The organism is Acinetobacter sp. YH12112, assembly GCF_013418945.1.
Taxonomy (GTDB): domain Bacteria; phylum Pseudomonadota; class Gammaproteobacteria; order Pseudomonadales; family Moraxellaceae; genus Acinetobacter; species Acinetobacter indicus.
This window is the reverse complement of the sequence record NZ_VPBA01000014.1, coordinates 1-16,407: the sequence shown is the minus strand read 5'-3', so window position 1 is coordinate 16,407 and position 16,407 is coordinate 1. Positions and strand designations below refer to the sequence as shown.

The 16,407-nt window shown below is 47.1% G+C and carries 16 protein-coding genes and 1 pseudogene; 10 read left to right on the top strand and 7 right to left on the bottom strand.

Annotated features, from left to right (window positions below):
* Positions 1–108 precede the first annotated feature (108 nt).
* The 4 genes from FTU50_RS07040 to rsfS all read left to right on the top strand — a co-directional run bounded on the left by FTU50_RS07040 (position 109) and on the right by rsfS (position 3,109).
* A complete protein-coding gene (locus FTU50_RS07040; protein WP_016658615.1) occupies positions 109–897 on the top strand; it encodes a crotonase/enoyl-CoA hydratase family protein in 789 nt (262 codons plus the stop codon).
* Positions 898–927: 30 nt separating this feature from the next.
* Positions 928–1,800 carry an NAD(P)-dependent oxidoreductase gene (locus tag FTU50_RS07035; protein ID WP_005180090.1) on the top strand — a complete coding sequence of 291 codons (873 nt, stop codon included), beginning with the start codon at positions 928–930 and terminating at the stop codon, positions 1,798–1,800.
* Between the two features lie 36 nt (positions 1,801–1,836).
* Positions 1,837–2,625 (top strand): hydroxypyruvate isomerase family protein, encoded by a 789-nt coding sequence (locus FTU50_RS07030; protein ID WP_104495470.1) that lies wholly within the window; start codon positions 1,837–1,839, stop codon positions 2,623–2,625.
* 82 nt (positions 2,626–2,707) lie between these two features.
* Positions 2,708–3,109 (top strand): ribosome silencing factor, encoded by a 402-nt coding sequence (rsfS, locus tag FTU50_RS07025; protein WP_005180097.1) that lies wholly within the window; start codon positions 2,708–2,710, stop codon positions 3,107–3,109.
* 247 nt (positions 3,110–3,356) lie between these two features.
* Here the strand turns inward: rsfS and FTU50_RS07020 are convergent, their stop codons facing one another.
* The 3 genes from FTU50_RS07020 to FTU50_RS07010 are packed head-to-tail and all read right to left on the bottom strand — an operon-like array spanning position 3,357 to position 6,268.
* Positions 3,357–4,802: an NAD(P)(+) transhydrogenase (Re/Si-specific) subunit beta gene (locus FTU50_RS07020; RefSeq protein ID WP_005180098.1), complete on the bottom strand. Its 1,446-nt coding sequence runs from the start codon at positions 4,800–4,802 to the stop codon at positions 3,357–3,359.
* Positions 4,803–4,805: 3 nt separating this feature from the next.
* A complete protein-coding gene (locus FTU50_RS07015; protein WP_005180100.1) occupies positions 4,806–5,129 on the bottom strand; it encodes a proton-translocating transhydrogenase family protein in 324 nt (107 codons plus the stop codon).
* A gap of 11 nt (positions 5,130–5,140) precedes the next feature.
* Positions 5,141–6,268, bottom strand: coding sequence for a Re/Si-specific NAD(P)(+) transhydrogenase subunit alpha (locus tag FTU50_RS07010; RefSeq protein ID WP_045796601.1), 1,128 nt, complete (start codon positions 6,266–6,268; stop codon positions 5,141–5,143).
* A gap of 843 nt (positions 6,269–7,111) precedes the next feature.
* Here FTU50_RS07010 and FTU50_RS07005 point away from each other — a divergent pair.
* The gene (locus FTU50_RS07005; protein ID WP_005180104.1) at positions 7,112–8,038 is read left to right on the top strand and encodes a DMT family transporter; all 927 of its coding nucleotides are present in this window, start codon (positions 7,112–7,114) and stop codon (positions 8,036–8,038) included.
* A gap of 147 nt (positions 8,039–8,185) precedes the next feature.
* On the top strand, positions 8,186–9,346 hold the full coding sequence (locus FTU50_RS07000) for an MFS transporter (RefSeq protein WP_163141211.1): 1,161 nt from the start codon (positions 8,186–8,188) through the stop codon (positions 9,344–9,346).
* A 52-nt stretch (positions 9,347–9,398) separates the two neighbouring features.
* Here FTU50_RS07000 and FTU50_RS06995 read toward each other — a convergent pair whose 3' ends face one another.
* On the bottom strand, positions 9,399–10,040 hold the full coding sequence (locus FTU50_RS06995) for a hypothetical protein (RefSeq protein WP_160240983.1): 642 nt from the start codon (positions 10,038–10,040) through the stop codon (positions 9,399–9,401).
* Positions 10,041–10,496: 456 nt separating this feature from the next.
* Between FTU50_RS06995 and FTU50_RS06990 the strand changes: the two genes are divergently transcribed.
* Both FTU50_RS06990 and FTU50_RS06985 read left to right on the top strand, forming a co-directional pair.
* A complete protein-coding gene (locus tag FTU50_RS06990) occupies positions 10,497–10,871 on the top strand; it encodes a hypothetical protein (protein WP_127800932.1) in 375 nt (124 codons plus the stop codon).
* A 54-nt stretch (positions 10,872–10,925) separates the two neighbouring features.
* A complete protein-coding gene (locus FTU50_RS06985; protein ID WP_005180111.1) occupies positions 10,926–11,210 on the top strand; it encodes a hypothetical protein in 285 nt (94 codons plus the stop codon).
* A gap of 130 nt (positions 11,211–11,340) precedes the next feature.
* Here the strand turns inward: FTU50_RS06985 and FTU50_RS06980 are convergent, their stop codons facing one another.
* Entirely contained in the window at positions 11,341–11,808 is a 468-nt protein-coding gene (locus FTU50_RS06980; RefSeq protein ID WP_180054955.1) for a CinA family protein, read from the bottom strand.
* A gap of 236 nt (positions 11,809–12,044) precedes the next feature.
* On the opposite strand from FTU50_RS06980, the gene FTU50_RS06975 reads away from it, so the two are divergent.
* Positions 12,045–13,460, top strand: coding sequence for a hypothetical protein (locus FTU50_RS06975; RefSeq protein WP_180054953.1), 1,416 nt, complete (start codon positions 12,045–12,047; stop codon positions 13,458–13,460).
* Positions 13,461–13,478: 18 nt separating this feature from the next.
* Positions 13,479–15,605, top strand: a complete 2,127-nt coding sequence (gene katE, locus FTU50_RS06970; RefSeq protein ID WP_180054951.1) for a catalase HPII — start codon at positions 13,479–13,481, stop codon at positions 15,603–15,605.
* Between the two features lie 118 nt (positions 15,606–15,723).
* Here the strand turns inward: katE and FTU50_RS06965 are convergent, their stop codons facing one another.
* Both FTU50_RS06965 and FTU50_RS06960 read right to left on the bottom strand, forming a co-directional pair.
* Entirely contained in the window at positions 15,724–16,167 is a 444-nt protein-coding gene (locus FTU50_RS06965; protein WP_373685472.1) for a hypothetical protein, read from the bottom strand.
* Positions 16,168–16,276: 109 nt separating this feature from the next.
* Positions 16,277–16,407: pseudogene (locus FTU50_RS06960) on the bottom strand (IS30 family transposase); the annotation flags it as partial.

Here is a 16,407-nt window from a genome sequence, read left to right as displayed (position 1 = left end):
TCTGACTCGACTAAAGTCAGGGTCTTGAAAGATGGATGTGACTGCCCTGTCATGTATCATGCGTATCTGCATGCTATGCTCAACAGAGGAAAAATAAGAGTTTAGACCATGACCATAGTACAGGTAGAAAAAAATAACGGCATTGCCATTGTGCGACTGAATCGCCCGGAAAAACGCAATGCCATGAGCTTTGCATTATTAAAACAGCTGGTCAAAACTGCCAGGCAGCTAAAAAAAGACCGTAGCTTGCGCTGCGTCATTCTGACTGGTGAAGCCGAAGTGTTTAGTGCCGGTATTGATCTGGCCGATTTAAACAATCCGCAAAATCGTGCCTTTGCCGCCTGGGAATTACTCAAACCCGGCCAGAGCCTGTTTCAAAAAGCCTTTCTGATCTGGCAGGAATTGCCCGTCCCTGTGATTGCTGCGATTGAAGGTTACTGTTTTGGAGCCGGGATGCAACTGGCACTGGCAGCAGATATTCGTATTGCCCATCCTAAAACCCAGATGTCAATTATGGAAAGCCGCTGGGGGCTGGTACCGGATATGGGTCTGAGCCGCTCTTTAAAAGGCCTGATTGGCCTGGACCTGGCCAAAGAACTGACCCTCACTGCCCGCATTTTTGAAGCACAATATGCCAAAGAAATTGGCTTAGTCACCCACTTAAGTGACACGCCGCTGGATCATGCCCAGATTCTGGCGCAGGAACTGGCGCAGCGTTCTCCGGATGCGCTGGCTGCGGCCAAACAGGTGCTAGATGCCATGGAACATAATCCACAAAAATCCTTACGTCTGGAAAAAATCTGGCAGCTGAAATTACTGCTTGGCAAAAACAGTCAACTGGCGCGTAAAAAAGACAAGCAACCTGACACCAGTTTTTTACCGCGTCAATTTAACTAAGCACAGAGCATCAAGATCGGGAAGAGAAGCATGAGTTTTGATCGCAATACGCCCATCGCCTTTCTGGGTATGGGCTTAATGGGCACACGCATGGCAGCACGTCTGATTCATGCCGGTTTTCGGGTCGCGGTCTGGAACCGCACTGCTGCTGCCTGTGAGGAACTGCTGGACATGGGTGCTGAAGCACTGGCCCTAGAAAAGATTGGTCAATATCCGGTAATTTTAAGCTGCCTGGCCGATGACAATGCAGTCCAAGCCGTTTTTGAGCAGATTCAGCCGCATTTACAGGCCAAGCAAGTGATTGTGGATTTCTCCAGCCTGTCTGTGGATAAAACCCTGACACTGGCTGAACAGGCAGCCCGTCAGCAGGTGAAGTGGATTGATTCACCAGTGTCGGGCGGCACAGCGGGCGCAGAACAAGGCACCCTGGTGATCTTTGCCGGCGGTGATGCCGCCACCATTGAAAAACTGACCCTGATTTATAATGTGCTCTCACAGCGCGTGACCCGAATGGGCGCCAGTGGCACCGGACAGGCCACCAAAATCTGTAATCAGCTGATTGTCGCGGCCAACAGTACCCTGATTGCCGAAGCTGTCGCGCTTGCAGCTCAAGCTGGGGTAGACACCACTTTACTGGCACCCGCACTGGCCGGTGGATTTGCTGACTCCAAACCGTTTCAGATTCTAACCCCGCGCATGGCCAGTCATAGCTTTGAACCGGTGCAGTGGAAAGTCCAGACCCTGTCCAAAGACCTGAACAATGCCCTGACCCTGGCCGCGCATTATCAGCTGAATATTCCGGTGGCACAGCAGGCTTTGCAACAACTGCAAGCGCATCAGGCCAAAGGCTTTGCGGAAGCAGATTTATCCACGGTCATTCAACAGGTGGAACAGACCACTTAATTTCACCCTTTGCACAGGGAATGCAGGACATTGTTTATGACGAAACTTGCCGTAAATCTTTCTATGATTTTTACTGAAGTGCCGCTACTTGAGCGCTTTGCACTGGCCAGACAACACGGCTTCCAGCATGTTGAAATCCAGTTTCCGTATGAACTGAGCATTGCGCAGATTCAAAGCCAGCTGACCTTGCATGAACTGACGCTGTGCCTGATTAATGTTCCGGCCGGAGATTTAATGCAGGGTGGCAACGGGCTGGCAGGCGTACCGGGCAAGGAAATCGAGTTTCGTCATGCCGTTGAGCAGGCTATTGAATACGCGGTTGCACTCAAAGTGCCAAGTGTCAATATTCTGGCCGGCAAACAGCCTCAGGATGCCGATCTGCTGCCTTGCCTCAGGACACTGGCCGAGAACCTGAAAATGGCCAGCCATATGCTTAGCAGCCAGCAGATCCTGCCGGTGATGGAAATGATTAATGGCACCGACATGCCGCGCTTTTTAGTACAGAACATTGCCCAGGCCCAAGAGATGCTTGAAGCGGTGCAACATCCGGCGCTAAAAATGCAGTATGACTGCTATCACATGGCCATGATGGGTGAAAACGTATTGGAAGGACTGATCGAGAATATCCAACAGATTGGCCATATCCAGTTTGCCGACTGCCCGGGTCGTCATGAACCGGATACCGGCGATATTGCCTTTGCGGAAGTGTTTGACTGGCTCAAACACAGTGACTATGCAGGCTATGTGGCGGCGGAATATCGACCGAGCAAAGATTCAGCAAATTCCTTTGCGTGGAAAAACAAATACTTTGCCGAATATCAATAATTCGGCACTGTCATAGATTTGAAATTTAGGCTCAAAGCCGCTATATTAGACAATGAATAATTGTCAGGAAATTATACCCTTTATGAATTTAGAACCATCGCCCGGCGCTTCTAATTCTCACGATCTCGCAATGACTTCCCCAAACAATGACGTACACGCTTGCCTGCAAGTTGTGCGCGATGCCCTTGAAGATGTAAAAGCCAAAGAAATTGTTGAGCTTGATGTTAGCAGTATCAGCAATGTTGCAGATGCTATTGTGATTGCTAGCGGCACCTCAACCCGTCATGTTAAATCTCTTGCTGATAACGTTGCTGAAGAAGCACGTAAAGCAGGCTTCCGCCCGATTGGTATGGAAGGTGAACGCGATGCTGAATGGATCTTGATTGATCTGGGTATCGTGGTGGTACATGTCATGCTTCCAACTGCCCGTAAGTTCTACGACCTAGAAAGCTTATGGCGTACAGCACCTGAATCTGTAAACTAAGATTTCCCAAAAAGCGACCTGAAGGTCGCTTTTTTATTGGGTCAAAATAAGAGCTGGTCACAGCTGAATCCAGACACCGACTGATTTTTCCACTTCCCAATAGCTGAACTTAAACCTCTCGGCAGTGCTTCTCGATCTCCCCCCAACCCAAAGATTGAATCGTATGTAATAAAAGATTCTATTTAGTCACAGATATTAAAAAATCCCCCTCAATCGAGGGGGATTTTGAACGCGGGTATCGGACGTCTTAGTGACCCGTACCGTTAATCGCTTTGGTCATGTCTTCAACCACTTTCTTGGCATCACCGAAGACCATCATAGTCTTGTCGTTATAGAACAGGTCATTGTCCAGACCTGCATAACCAGTCGCCATTGAGCGCTTGATCACCATAATGGTACGTGCTTTATGTGCTTCCAGAATTGGCATACCGTAAATTGGCGAGTTTGGATCGTCTTTGGCTGCCGGGTTGACTACGTCGTTGGCACCTATCACCAATACCACATCCGTTGCCGGGAAGTCCGAGTTAATCTCGTCCATTTCCAGAATGTCTTCATACGGCACGTCGGCTTCAGCAAGCAAGACGTTCATGTGACCTGGCATACGACCCGCCACCGGGTGAATCGCAAAACGCACCGTTACACCCTGCTCTTTCAGCAAGTTGGCCAGTTCTTTCACCGCATTTTGCGCACGGCCTTGTGCCATACCATAACCCGGCACAATCACCACGCTGTCCGCATTGGACATTAAGAAGCCAGCATCATCTGCAGAACCTGAACGGTAGTTACGCTGTACCTGCTCACCCGCACCTGCGGTAGGCGCTGCCGCCCCACCCATCGCACCACCAAACAAAACGTTGATGATTGAACGGTTCATGGCTTTACACATGATGTACGACAGAATTGCACCTGATGAACCAACCAGTGAACCCGCCACAATCAGCATGTTGTTTTCCAAGGTAAAACCAATCCCTGCTGCCGCCCAGCCCGAGAAGGAGTTGAGCAGTGATACCACCACCGGCATGTCGCCACCACCGACTGGGGCAATCCAGACCCAGCCAAAGGCTAAAGCCAGTGCGGTCATGGCCCAGAACGAGGTCATGCTACCGCTTAAGAAGAAGTGAATCCCAAAGCCCAGCATGGCAATGAAAATCAGTGCCTGAACCGGTTTAACCCAGCCACCCGAAATGGTCTTGGCCCATTTTTTCGCTGCCAGTTTACCGTAAGCAAATACCGATGCAGTAAAGGTAATCGCACCAACAAAACAGCCCACGAACAATTCAAACAAATGCACTTTGCTCATTTCATGGAAGCTGACGCCATTGGCTGCCAACAGCTCTGGACCCAGTTCAACCAGCTTGTTGTTATGAATAATCGCTGCAATTGCAATTAACACCGCTGCCAGACCGACCAGTGAGTGCATCAGTGCTACGGTTTCTGGCATTTGCGTCATCGGTACGGTACGCGCACGGGCAATCCCGACAATGGCACCCAGAATCATCGCCCCCACAATCATCCAGATAACCGGATGATCCGCCACAAAGAAGGTAGTCAATACGGCAATCGCCATGGCGATCATGCCGTAACGGTTACCAGCAATCGCCGTTTTTGGCCCAGACAGGCCTCGTAAAGTTAAAATAAAGAGGACAGCCCCAATCAGGTAGAACCAATCCGCATAGTCTCGAATAAATTCCATCAATTAGCCCTCTTTTTTCTTTTGTTTTGGTTTAAACATTTCCAGCATGCGCGCAGTCACTGCGAAGCCACCGAAAATATTAATACTGGCCAGGAATACTGCAATCGCACCAAGTACGCTCACCACATTAATGCTCTGAAACTGCACATTGGCATCCACACCTAACACAGGCAAGCCGACCGTTTGAATCATCGCCCCCACGATAATGATCGAAGACAGCGCATTGGTTACCGCCATCAGTGGCGTATGCAATGCAGGTGTAACTCCCCAAACCACGTAGTAACCTACGAAAATGGCCAGGACAAAAATTGTAATTGTTTCAACCATGACTGTTCTCCTTAACCTCGTTTCAACAGCACTTGGCCGCCGTGCGTAACCAGTAGGGCTTTTTGAATTTCATCGTCCTGACTGATGGCAAAATTCTTTTCACTATCAAAAAGGGTTTCCACAAAATTCAGCACATTACGTGCATACAGCGCCGATGCTTCAGTAGAGACCGTTGATGGAATATTCGGTACACCGAGAATTTTCACGCCGTTGTCGGTCACCACGGTTTCACCGCATTGAGAACCTTCAACGTTACCACCCGTTTCTACCGCCATATCCAGAATGACTGAACCCGGTTTCATCTTGGCCACAGTTTCCGCCTTGATTAAACGCGGTGCATCACGACCTGGTAACAGCGCTGTGGTAATCACGATGTCAGCATTGGAAACGGCTTTATCGACAATAATGGCCTGATCTTTGATGTACTGTTCGCCCGGCATCCAGCCATAGCCATTTTTGGCAGCATCAGCGGCTTTTTGCTGTTCTTCTTCAGACATCGGCACGTCTAGCCATTTCCCGCCCAGAGATTCAACCTGATCTTTGGCAGTTGGACGCAGGTCAGTGGCTTCTACCACCGCACCCAGACGTTTTGCGGTCGCAATCGCTTGCAAGCCGGCAACACCAACCCCCATGATCACGACGCGGGCAGGTTTGACTGTCCCTGCTGCGGTCATCAGCATCGGGAACATACGCTGGTATTCAGCTGCAGCCAGCAATACCGATTTATAACCGGCCAAGTTGGCTTGTGAGGACAGCACATCCATGTTTTGCGCACGGGACAGGGTCCGTGGCAATAATTCCAGGGCAAATGCAGACACCTGCTGTGCAGCAAATTGGTCAAGTTCAGTATTGCGGTATGGGTCAAACATTGCCACTACGGTAGAGTTAGGAGCAAGTTTTTGAATTTCTTCACCTTTCGGCGCGCGAACTTTCAAAATCATTTGACTGCCGGTATAGGCATCATCTGTAATTTTGGCACCCACGTGCTCATAGGCGCTATCGATATAGGCAGCTTTTAAGCCTGCACCACGTTCAATAACCACGCTATGACCCGCGTTGATCAACTTCTTTACTGTCTCTGGCGTTGCAGCGACACGATTTTCACCGACGACAGTTTCGGTTGGGATTCCGATCTGCATGAGCGTTCCTCAAGCTAATTTTTCTTAAGTAAACATCGCCGAAACGATGCTTCCCCTCAGGTTATGTCCTTGTTGAATTTTTGGATTCTAATTGAACTTTTTTAAATTACCACCCAATATTTATTTAATAAATACCCATATTTTGAACTGATGATTCATAAAAAGAAGGGTGGCAGATATAATTGATCAGTTTGGCTTTCTATTCTTCATGGCGACGCTCTGGAAATAAGGTGTATAAATTTTCAGCACAGCTCCTGACTTTTTACAGCGAATTGCGTCCTGTTTTGTTTTTTCTTTCCTTAAAATTGATTGTTTTGACAAATCTTATCGTGTAGTGCCGGCTTACAACAGGCTGATAAATACCAATAATGAACGGCTTTTTCGCAGCAAAAAATGAATATCCAGTTCATGATTGACTAAAATGACATCTTAATCACAGAAGAATCCAGGAGAAATTGGTCAAAACTGCCCAATGTTCGGGCAGAAAAGTAAATCCTTCGTCAAATGCATCAATTGGCAATGATTTCCTGCCTGATGATCTGGCCTTAACCCATACATCTGGCTGTGAAAATGCGATAAAAAATTAAAAGTTTTTTTATTGATCATTTTGCCTGATGATGAATAAAGCAGCGCAACTGCTTAAATTTGCGTATTTTGCACTATTTTTGTGCAACAATTGCCCGCAAGACATCAATAGATCTTTGCCTGAAATAAACCATCTTAAAATTTTCATAAAATGAGAATAAAGCCTATCTTTACACATTCATTTCTTCGAGCAGACAGCTTATACTCAACGCATGAAAATATGGTGACACCTACCCTCTTGATTAAATTGCTCTGAATATGTCCATTTCCTTGACCAGAACGCAGTTAGGTTCACTGTTTGCACTATGCGCGGCCTTTTTATTTAGCACCAAAGCTATTTTTATCAAGCAAGCCTACGCACTTTCACCTCTGGTGGATGCCACCACCTTAATGACCCTGCGGATGGCCAGCGCACTGCCGTTTTTCCTGCTGATCTGCTGGTTTAACCGGCATCGCAATACCCAGATTCAGCTGCGCGAATGGATACTGCTCGTGGCTGCCGGGCTGCTCGGCTATTATTTTGCCAGCTGGCTCGACTTTCTGGGGCTCATGTTTATTAGCGCCTCACTGGAACGGATTATCCTGTTTCTGTATCCCACCTTAACCGTTCTAGCCAGCAGCCTGATCTACAAGCAGCGCTTAAGCCTGAAAACGATACTGGCCTTGCTGCTCAGTTATGGTGGAACGGTACTGGTGATGTTACAAGAACAGCAAAACATGCCAGATGGCCATTCCTTCTGGCTTGGTGCCAGTCTGGTATTTGCCAGTGCGGTGGCTTTTGCCGCCTATTTGCTGGTGACGCCACGGCTGATCCAGAAATTTGGCAGCTGGAATTTTACTGGCCTGGCGCTAAGTGTGGCCTGTTTCGGCACCCTGCTGCATTATCTGCTGGCCGTACCGGAGCCGCTGCAACGGCTGAGTCAGTTACCGGGCAGCGTCTATGCCTATGGCATTGGACTGGGCATTCTGGTCACGGTGTTGCCAACCATTTTATTAATGCAAAGTATCGAACGCCTGGGAGCGGCCCATTCGGCCATGATCGCCTCTATCGGCCCGATTCTGACCATTGTGCTGGCCACCCTGTTTTTAGATGAATATTTAAATGCCTGGCAATGGCTGGGTTGCGCCCTCAATATCATTGGGGTGATGATGATTAGCCTGTCCAAGAAAAAGCTGATGGCCTGATCCATGATCAGTCAGCTCAGCCTGTTCCGGACTGCTACGCATGTATCTCGCACGTGCAAAAAGAATGTTGCAAATGGTGATCTTTGGCCGTCATGCTGAATATTGCCGAAGATGCGATTGAATGAATTGACCTGAACTGGACCTTGTATGAACACCTCTCCCGATATTAGTCAGGATAAAACCCTGCTCTGGCTTATGGCGCTGGCTTGCGGTCTGTGTGCTGGGGCCAACTATTATTGCCAGCCGCTGATTAACTCGATTCATACTTATTTTCAGGTGCCCGAATCCCAAGTCGCGCTCACAGTGACGTTTGCCCAGGTGTCCTATGCACTGGGGCTGTTATTTATTGTTCCAGTTGGCGATACCGTCAATAAAACCAAATTCATTCCGCTGCTGATGTTTCTGGCCGCGTTTGGCCTGTTTCTATGTGCTTTTTCAGTGAATCTGCCAATGCTCTGGATTGGCACCATCATGACCGGGCTATTTTCAGTGGCCGCACAGATTCTGATTCCGTTTGCCACCATGTCGGTCAAGCCGGAGAAAATGGGCGAAGTGGTCGGACTACTGATGAGTGGTTTACTGGTCGGGATTTTACTGTCGACCAGTCTGGCCGGACTGTTATCCAATTTATATGGCTGGCAGCTGATTTATATCATCAGTGGCGTGTTGATGATAGGACTGGCGATTATTCTGAAAAAACGCTTGCCGCATATTCCGACGGTGCGTATGGCCTATGGCAAAATCCTGCATTCGATGCTGCAACTGATCCGCCAGGAAAAACGGCTGGTCTATCGCGCCCTGATTGGTGCCAGTGCCTTTGCCGCCATGAGCGTGCTGTTTTCCACCATTGCGGTGTTACTTGGCTCCTCTTTTGGTCTACCCGATGTCGCAGTCGGTTTAGTCACTTTAATTGGGGTATTCGGCGCACTCTCCACCAAAAAAATTGGCAAAATTGCCGACCGCGGCCATGGCAAGCTGATCACCTGGACCGGACTCGCTTTATTGGCGGTCAGCTGGAGCTTCCTGTATTTCGGCGCGCAGTATTTATGGAGCTATATCATTGGTTTTGGCCTAATTAACTTAGGTCTGGCCAGTGTACATACCAGTAACCAGAACGTGATTTTCCATTTACGCCCCGATGCCAAATCGCGCCTGAACGCAGTCTATATGACCAGCTATTTTATTGGCGGCGCCTGCGGTTCTGCACTGGGCATTTACGCCTGGCATCATGGCGGCTGGAGCATGAGCTGTCTGGTTGGTTTAACCCTGGTGCTCTGCTCGGCCTGTTTTGCCTGGTTAGATCAGTAACATCTGCGCCGCCAGCAACTGGCTTAAAACTGTATAAATCGTGCAGGCAGGTTTAAGACACCTGCACCATCGGATAATGCGGCTGGGCCGAATCAATACTGGCCGGATATTCCAGCAGAATCTGAATAAAGGATGGAATTAAGGCAGCAAAAATACTGGTTGCCCCAGCCAGAATGTCACGGTTTAGCAGGCTGTTATAGTTGGCACCGCCACTGGCAAACTGGTGACGCAGACTGTCAAAGCGTTTAAATACCGCCATCAGCAAAGCGACTGACTGTTTATTTTGCAAGGTCTGTTGCAGATCAATCTGCTCTTGTGCGGCACGCTGCTGCCATTCATCGCGCGTGAGCTGTAAATGCTGATAGGCCCAGAATTCCGGATGGGTATAGGGATGTGCCAACAGGGCCTGAATCTGCTGCTGGTATTTTTCCCATAACACATAATCAATTTTTCGGGTTTCATCCTGCTGGTGCAGAAGCTGAAAAAACTGCTGTAACTGCGCAGCGGGTGGACTGGCCGCATCTTCACGGTAAATGGCCTGAAAGGCAATCCATAAACTCATAAATTTAAAATCCAGCTCCTGATCCAGACTCAGGGCTTTTTTAAACCAGCTCAGACTACGCTGTATTTTCAGATTAAAATGCACCGAATTTTCATTCTTTTTACTGCGGTAAATTTCCTCAACCACCAGCATCTTTGTTATCCTTTTTCTTGTCTTACTGCATCAATGTAATGGTTTTTTTATTTTCTCTCAACCTTTTGATCCTTCAATTTATTTATTACCCGTCTATTTTCCAGCACAAATAAATCCGAGTATTTTCCTTTTATTTAAATAAAATAAATAAAAAATATGGGAGCTTAAAATATATTTAAAACACATTTTATCTAGCAGCTACTTAAAATAAAGAAATGTAAAGTTATATATAAAATCGCGAAAAATGTAATTACACAAAAGATTACATTCTTAAAAATCTTATGTAGGACAGCCAATTAAAAATGCTGGCTTAAAATCACCGCTTACAACTAAATAAGATGTAACAGAGCCAGGGTTTTTCATGAGATGTTTCATGTTAAAAAGAAGCTATCTGTTTTTCTCAGATGATTTCAGCGCGCTAGCGATAGCGTCGATATCTATAAAAGAGGTGTTCAAATGCAAAATCAAAACAATGGTTTAAACCAACAGCAACAGCAGCCTCAACAGCAAGGCAATCAGCAGCAACAAGACCGTCTGCAGCAACAGCAACCTCAACAACAGCAAAATAACCAGCAACAAGGCAATCAGCAACGCCAGCAAGATCAACAGCAGCAACAGCCACAACATCAGGGTAACCAGCAGCAACAACAAAACCAGCAACAGCGCCAGCAAAATGATCAGCAACAGGATCAGCTGCGCCAACAACAGCAACAGCCTGGTCAGCAACAAAACCGCCAGCAGCAACAGCAACAACCGCAGCAATATGGTCAACAACGCCATAACCAGAATGCGCAGCAGCAAAACAATCTCTTAGATGATGAAGATATGTAAAACCATTTTTTGTTTTTCACTTATTTTTATTATAAATAATCGAAGGAGATGATCATGGTCAACAATGCAAATGATCCACATGGGTACTGGCGTGACAACCATGCAGACCGTCCTTACTACAATGATTTTAAAAGAGATATCCCAGATATTGATTATGATCGGGACTTATCTTCTGCTTATGACCTCGGTACACGTGCCCGCAGTGAATATGGCACAGATCGCGACTTTGAAAGTTCTGAAGGCGACCTGAAACAGCGCTGGGAAGAGTTTAAAGCAGATTCTCGCTTAAAATGGGAACAGGCCAAGCACGCGATTAAAGATGCCTGGGATAGAAACTAGATTGCCCTCAGTCTGGTTCTAATACGGTTCAGAGTTATAGGTCATTATGACCTATAACTTTTTTATATCTGTGGGTTTTATCTCTGCAGATTTTCTATTTTGGGTTGTCTATTTGATTTATATATCCCTATTATTTTTGCTTGACCACATCAATAATACTCTGACTAATTGCTCGCGACAGCTGTTCCAGTTTTTTCTTTTTGGTGCCATTAAATACACAGCGATAATGATGCAGTTTATTCTGATACGAAATACAGTAAAAAAATGTTCCGACCGGTTTTTCCTTAGTTTCAGAGCCACCACGTTTTAATAAACCGGTACAGCCAACAAAAATATCAGAATCAATGATCTGTTTGGCTTTTAAAACCAGCTGTTCTGTCACTTCGGCAGATTCAGGAGAGTATTTCTCCAGGAATTTCTTTGAAATTTTTAAAATACTGACTTTTAAATTGGTGTCATAACAGACCAGGCTGCCATTTAAAATATCGCCTGAATTTTTATTTAATGAAAAACGATAGGCCAGATACCCTGCCGAAGCACTTTCAATAAAGGTGACTTTTAATTTCTTTTTGGCAAGTAACTGGCAGCATTTATTCATTTATACCCATCCTGAATATAATTATTCCTTCCGATTTAAACATAGCTCTTTTTCAGTGCTTTTTTCTGAAAAGTAACATTTCATTTATTTTTTAAAACTAAAAATATAACCCTCTGATTTTTATACCTATAGGTTAATTGCCCATATACATACTTTACATGAAGCCACACAACTCAGGCTTAAGTTTACAGCCAACTAGATTACTGTTTTCTAGGGTTAAATCATGGAGCAGAATAATGCCAACGGTCGTCAAACAAAGATTATTAGACATACTCAATGATGTGCCTGAAACCTATTTTGATCTGGTGTCCTTTTATTTAGATGCCGATATTGCTCCCACCTCCAAACAACAAAAAGCCCTGTTCAGTTTAAAACATGAAATTGAAACCCTGCCGTTGGCCCTACCCGATTTCCCTCGCCAGCTGGATCAGCTGGAGCACTGGATGATCCAGCATGAACAGCAAGCCCAGCTCGAATTTGAATATTATTTAAAGCGCCGTGCCTGGGGACAGCCACGCGAATATTTTCACTGCCTGTCCGATGCTTATGAGTTTCTGATCAAGATTGCCCCGACCCAGCGTGCGCAGGCAGCCTGGCTCTACAGTTTTAGCCAGCACTGGGATGACCGGCGCTATACCGAGCTGATTCAGCTGTATCTGCAAGCTCTGGCCTATGGTCACACGCAGCAGCATCAGCTGTATCAGTTCAATGCACTGCTTGAAACCCTGCAGCTAGATAACTTTGTACTCGGTCTGGACGATGGCTATTTTCATCAGGCTGCAATTCAGCTGGCACTGGCGTACTGCCCTGCCGATTTCATGCCTTTGACCTTAGGGTTTCATATTGGCAAACACCTGTGCTCGCTGCATCAGCTGATCATTGCGCATGAACTGAAAGAACTCGGTATTCACACCCGCTGTTTTCAGCCACAGCAGCGTTCAACATCACGGCATACGCCCGTGCTACATGCCATTGCCAGTCTGGCTCCGGGCGAAAAACAGCAGGCTCAATATCTGCGCCTGATTCAGCTGGGCTATGGCTTAAGCCAGCAAGGGATGAACGAGGAAAAAGTCCTGCAGCGGCTGCATCTGCACGACATTATCCAGAAAATTTTCCAGCACAAAGCCCTGATGGGCAAATTCATTCATGACAATAAATGTATTTTTACCAACCGCAGCATCAACCAGTGGCTGGAAACCGTCGAAGGCGTGGATGGGTTTATCCAGCAACTGCTGGAAACCGACTGGATCCGTTTAGGTCAGGACCCGGAGCAGAGTAAATTCTGGCGTCTGATTCATCAGCAGGAAAGCCAGATGTTCGGGCTGTTTAACCGTACCGAACAGCAGTTTATTTATGACTGGATTCTGGGAGATGCCGCAGTACAGCATCCTGCCCCATCTGCGCTGCAAAGCACGTCGGACCATTTTAAAACCAGCGACCACTTTAATTATATGGCCGAGCTGGAGCTGGAAGAAATTCAGCTCAAATACGCCCAGGCCTCATCTTTTGACGACAAAATCCGGCAGCTATTGCCTTATTTGGCCCCGCATAAATCTGCCAGCGCTGCCGGACGCTGGTGTACCCAGCAATACAGCCAGGCCCTTTTCCCGGCGCTGTCGCAGGCGCTCGACCCAATGCATCATAAAAGTTAATTACGGAGAACAGCAACAATGAAAAAAGATCAACAACCGAGTGAAATGGCCGGCGCAGATGCGGCAAACCGACAGAACAGTAATGATAAATCCGTTCAATTAGACCCGTATCGCAGTGATGCGACACAACAGGCGCTCACCACCAATCAGGGCGTTAAAATTGCCGATAACCAGAACAGCCTCAGAGCTGGCATTCGCGGGGCCACCCTGCTCGAAGATTTTATTTTTCATGAAAAAATGACCCACTTTGACCATGAACGGATTCCGGAGCGTATTGTGCATGCGCGTGGCACCGGTGCGCATGGTTATTTTGAAGCCTATCCGGGCAATGAAAAATATACCAAAGCCCATTTTCTAACTACCCCAGAACATAAAACGCCAGTCTTTGTACGCTTCTCGACCGTACAAGGGCCGCGCGGCTCGGCAGATACGGTACGCGATATTCGCGGCTTTGCCATCAAGTTCTATACCCAGGAAGGCATTTATGACATGGTCTGCAACAATGCCCCGGTGTTCTTTATTCAGGATGGCATGAAATTCCCGGATTTTGTGCATGCCTTAAAACCGGAACCGGATACCGAAATTCCAACCGGTGCCAGTGCACATGACACCTTCTGGGACTTTGTTTCGCTGGTGCCAGAAAGCTCACATGCGGTGATCTGGGCCATTTCCGACCGTGGTATTCCAAAAAACTTCCGTAGTATGCAGGGCTTTGGCGTACATACCTACCGCTTTATTAATGCCGAAAACAAATCGGTGTTTGTGAAATTCCACTGGACCCCGAAACAGGGTATGGCCGCCTTGGTCTGGGATGAAGCACAGAAAATTGCCGGGAAAGACCCGGATTATCATCGCCGCGATTTGTATCAGGCCATCGAGAACGGTTTCTATCCGGAATGGGAACTGGGCGTGCAGATTGTGGAGCAGGAAGATGAAATGAGCTTTGACTTCGACCTGCTTGATCCGACCAAGCTGATTCCGGAAGAACTGGTGCCGGTCATTCCGATTGGCCGGATGGTGCTCAACCGCAATATTGACAATTTCTTTGATGAAACCGAACAGGTCGCCTTCTGTCCGGCGCATATTGTGCCGGGAATCGACTTCACCAATGACCCACTGCTGCAGGCGCGGATTTTCTCCTATACCGATACCCAGCTCAGCCGTTTAGGGGGTCCGAACTTCCATCAGCTGCCGATTAACCAGGCGGTGTGTCCGTTTCACAATAACCAGCGCGATGGCATCCATCAGAGCCGGGTTCATCGCGGTCAGGCGGCGTATCAGCCCAACTCGATTGACAATGACTGGCCACGAGAAACCCCACCCGCAGCCAAAGGTGGCGGTTTTGAAAGCTATCAGGAACGCATTGACGGGCATAAAATCCGTCAGCGCAGTCCATCCTTTAGCGATCACTTTTCGCAGGTGCGTCTGTATTTCAAAAGCCTGAGCCTGCCTGAACAGAAACACGTGGTCGATGCCTATGTCTTTGAGCTGAGTAAAGTGCAGCGCAAACCTATCCGTGAGCGTGTGGTGCACAATATGCTGGCCAATATTGATGCCAATCTGGCCAAAATGGTCGCCGATAAACTCGGCATTGCACTAGATGAAAGCCAGCTGCCGCCTGATCTACCCGAGGAAAAAACCTCAGCCAAGTTATCCATGACGGCATTTTTACCGCCGAATATTGAAGGCCGTAAAATCGCGGTACTGGTACATCCCCATGCCGCCACCGACAATATTGAGCCGATTCATCAATGGGCCTTAAAAGAAAATGTGATGCTGGATTTTCTGACACCCACCCCTGCCCCAACCACCACCATTGAAGATGACATGATTCCATCCGATGGGATGCAGCAGGCCGAACCCTCAGTGCTGTATGATGCAGTGATTGTGCTGGATGGCAACAATCTGGATGCCTTTAAGCGCAATGGTGTGGCCTGCCATTATGTGATTGAAGCCTATAAACATTTAAAACCGGTGGTGTTGTTAGGGGATAAAGCCGAGCTGCTGGAACATCTGCGTCTACCGCCAGATGAAGGCGTATTTAGCGATGCCAGTTTCCAGAATGTGGCGGAAGGCTTTAAAGAAGCGATTCGTCACAACCGGGTCTGGGCACGTGAAGCCATTGCAGAATCTATTCCGGCTTAATTGTCCTGCACTCATACAAGCTGAATCAACAAAAGGGAAGCCAATGGCTTCCCTTTTGTTTGAATAGATGGATGAGATTCAGATTAAAACTTGATGTACATAGTGCTTTCCTCTCACCTTAATCTGCAATCTGCGCCGTTTGATACCGCTCCAGCTCCTTGTCACTCGAGATCTGTGGAGGGGCTGCAATATCCAGCGGTTCTAAGCTCATTAAGGGCACTTTGATCTTCTTTCCCTTTGGGGTCTTCGGCTGATCTTCATCAACGGTAATTTTCTGAATAAATGTCGCCAACCAGAGTATAAACTCTTCTTTATTGCTGCTTTTCGGCACAATGCTCAAGTCCAGTTTCAGCTCGTTGGCATATAAAGGGTTGACCATCAGCTCATTAAAGTCGATGCAATTGACCAATAATTTAAGACGTGTTTTTTTGATTTCAGCACGCAGCTCAATCATTAACATATTTAAATCATTGATAATATCTCCTCTAAAGTCCTTATTTTGCTCGACATTTCTATAGATTATTTCAGCAAGTTTAATATACTGGGGCATACGATCATCCATTTATTATTCTGAATATAGTAATATTGAAGGATTTTGCGTAATTTTATGTAGTATTTAATAGGTAGGCGAATTCAAACATGAGGTGCGACAGTTTCAAAAGCCGGCGAATTCAAACATGAGGTGCGACAGTTTCAAAAGCCTTATGATAATCAACAAGCTGAGCAAACTTCTCTAATGGTGTAAGCCAATCTAACGCTTTTCTAGGACGAGTATTCAGTGACATGGCAACTTGATTTAAAT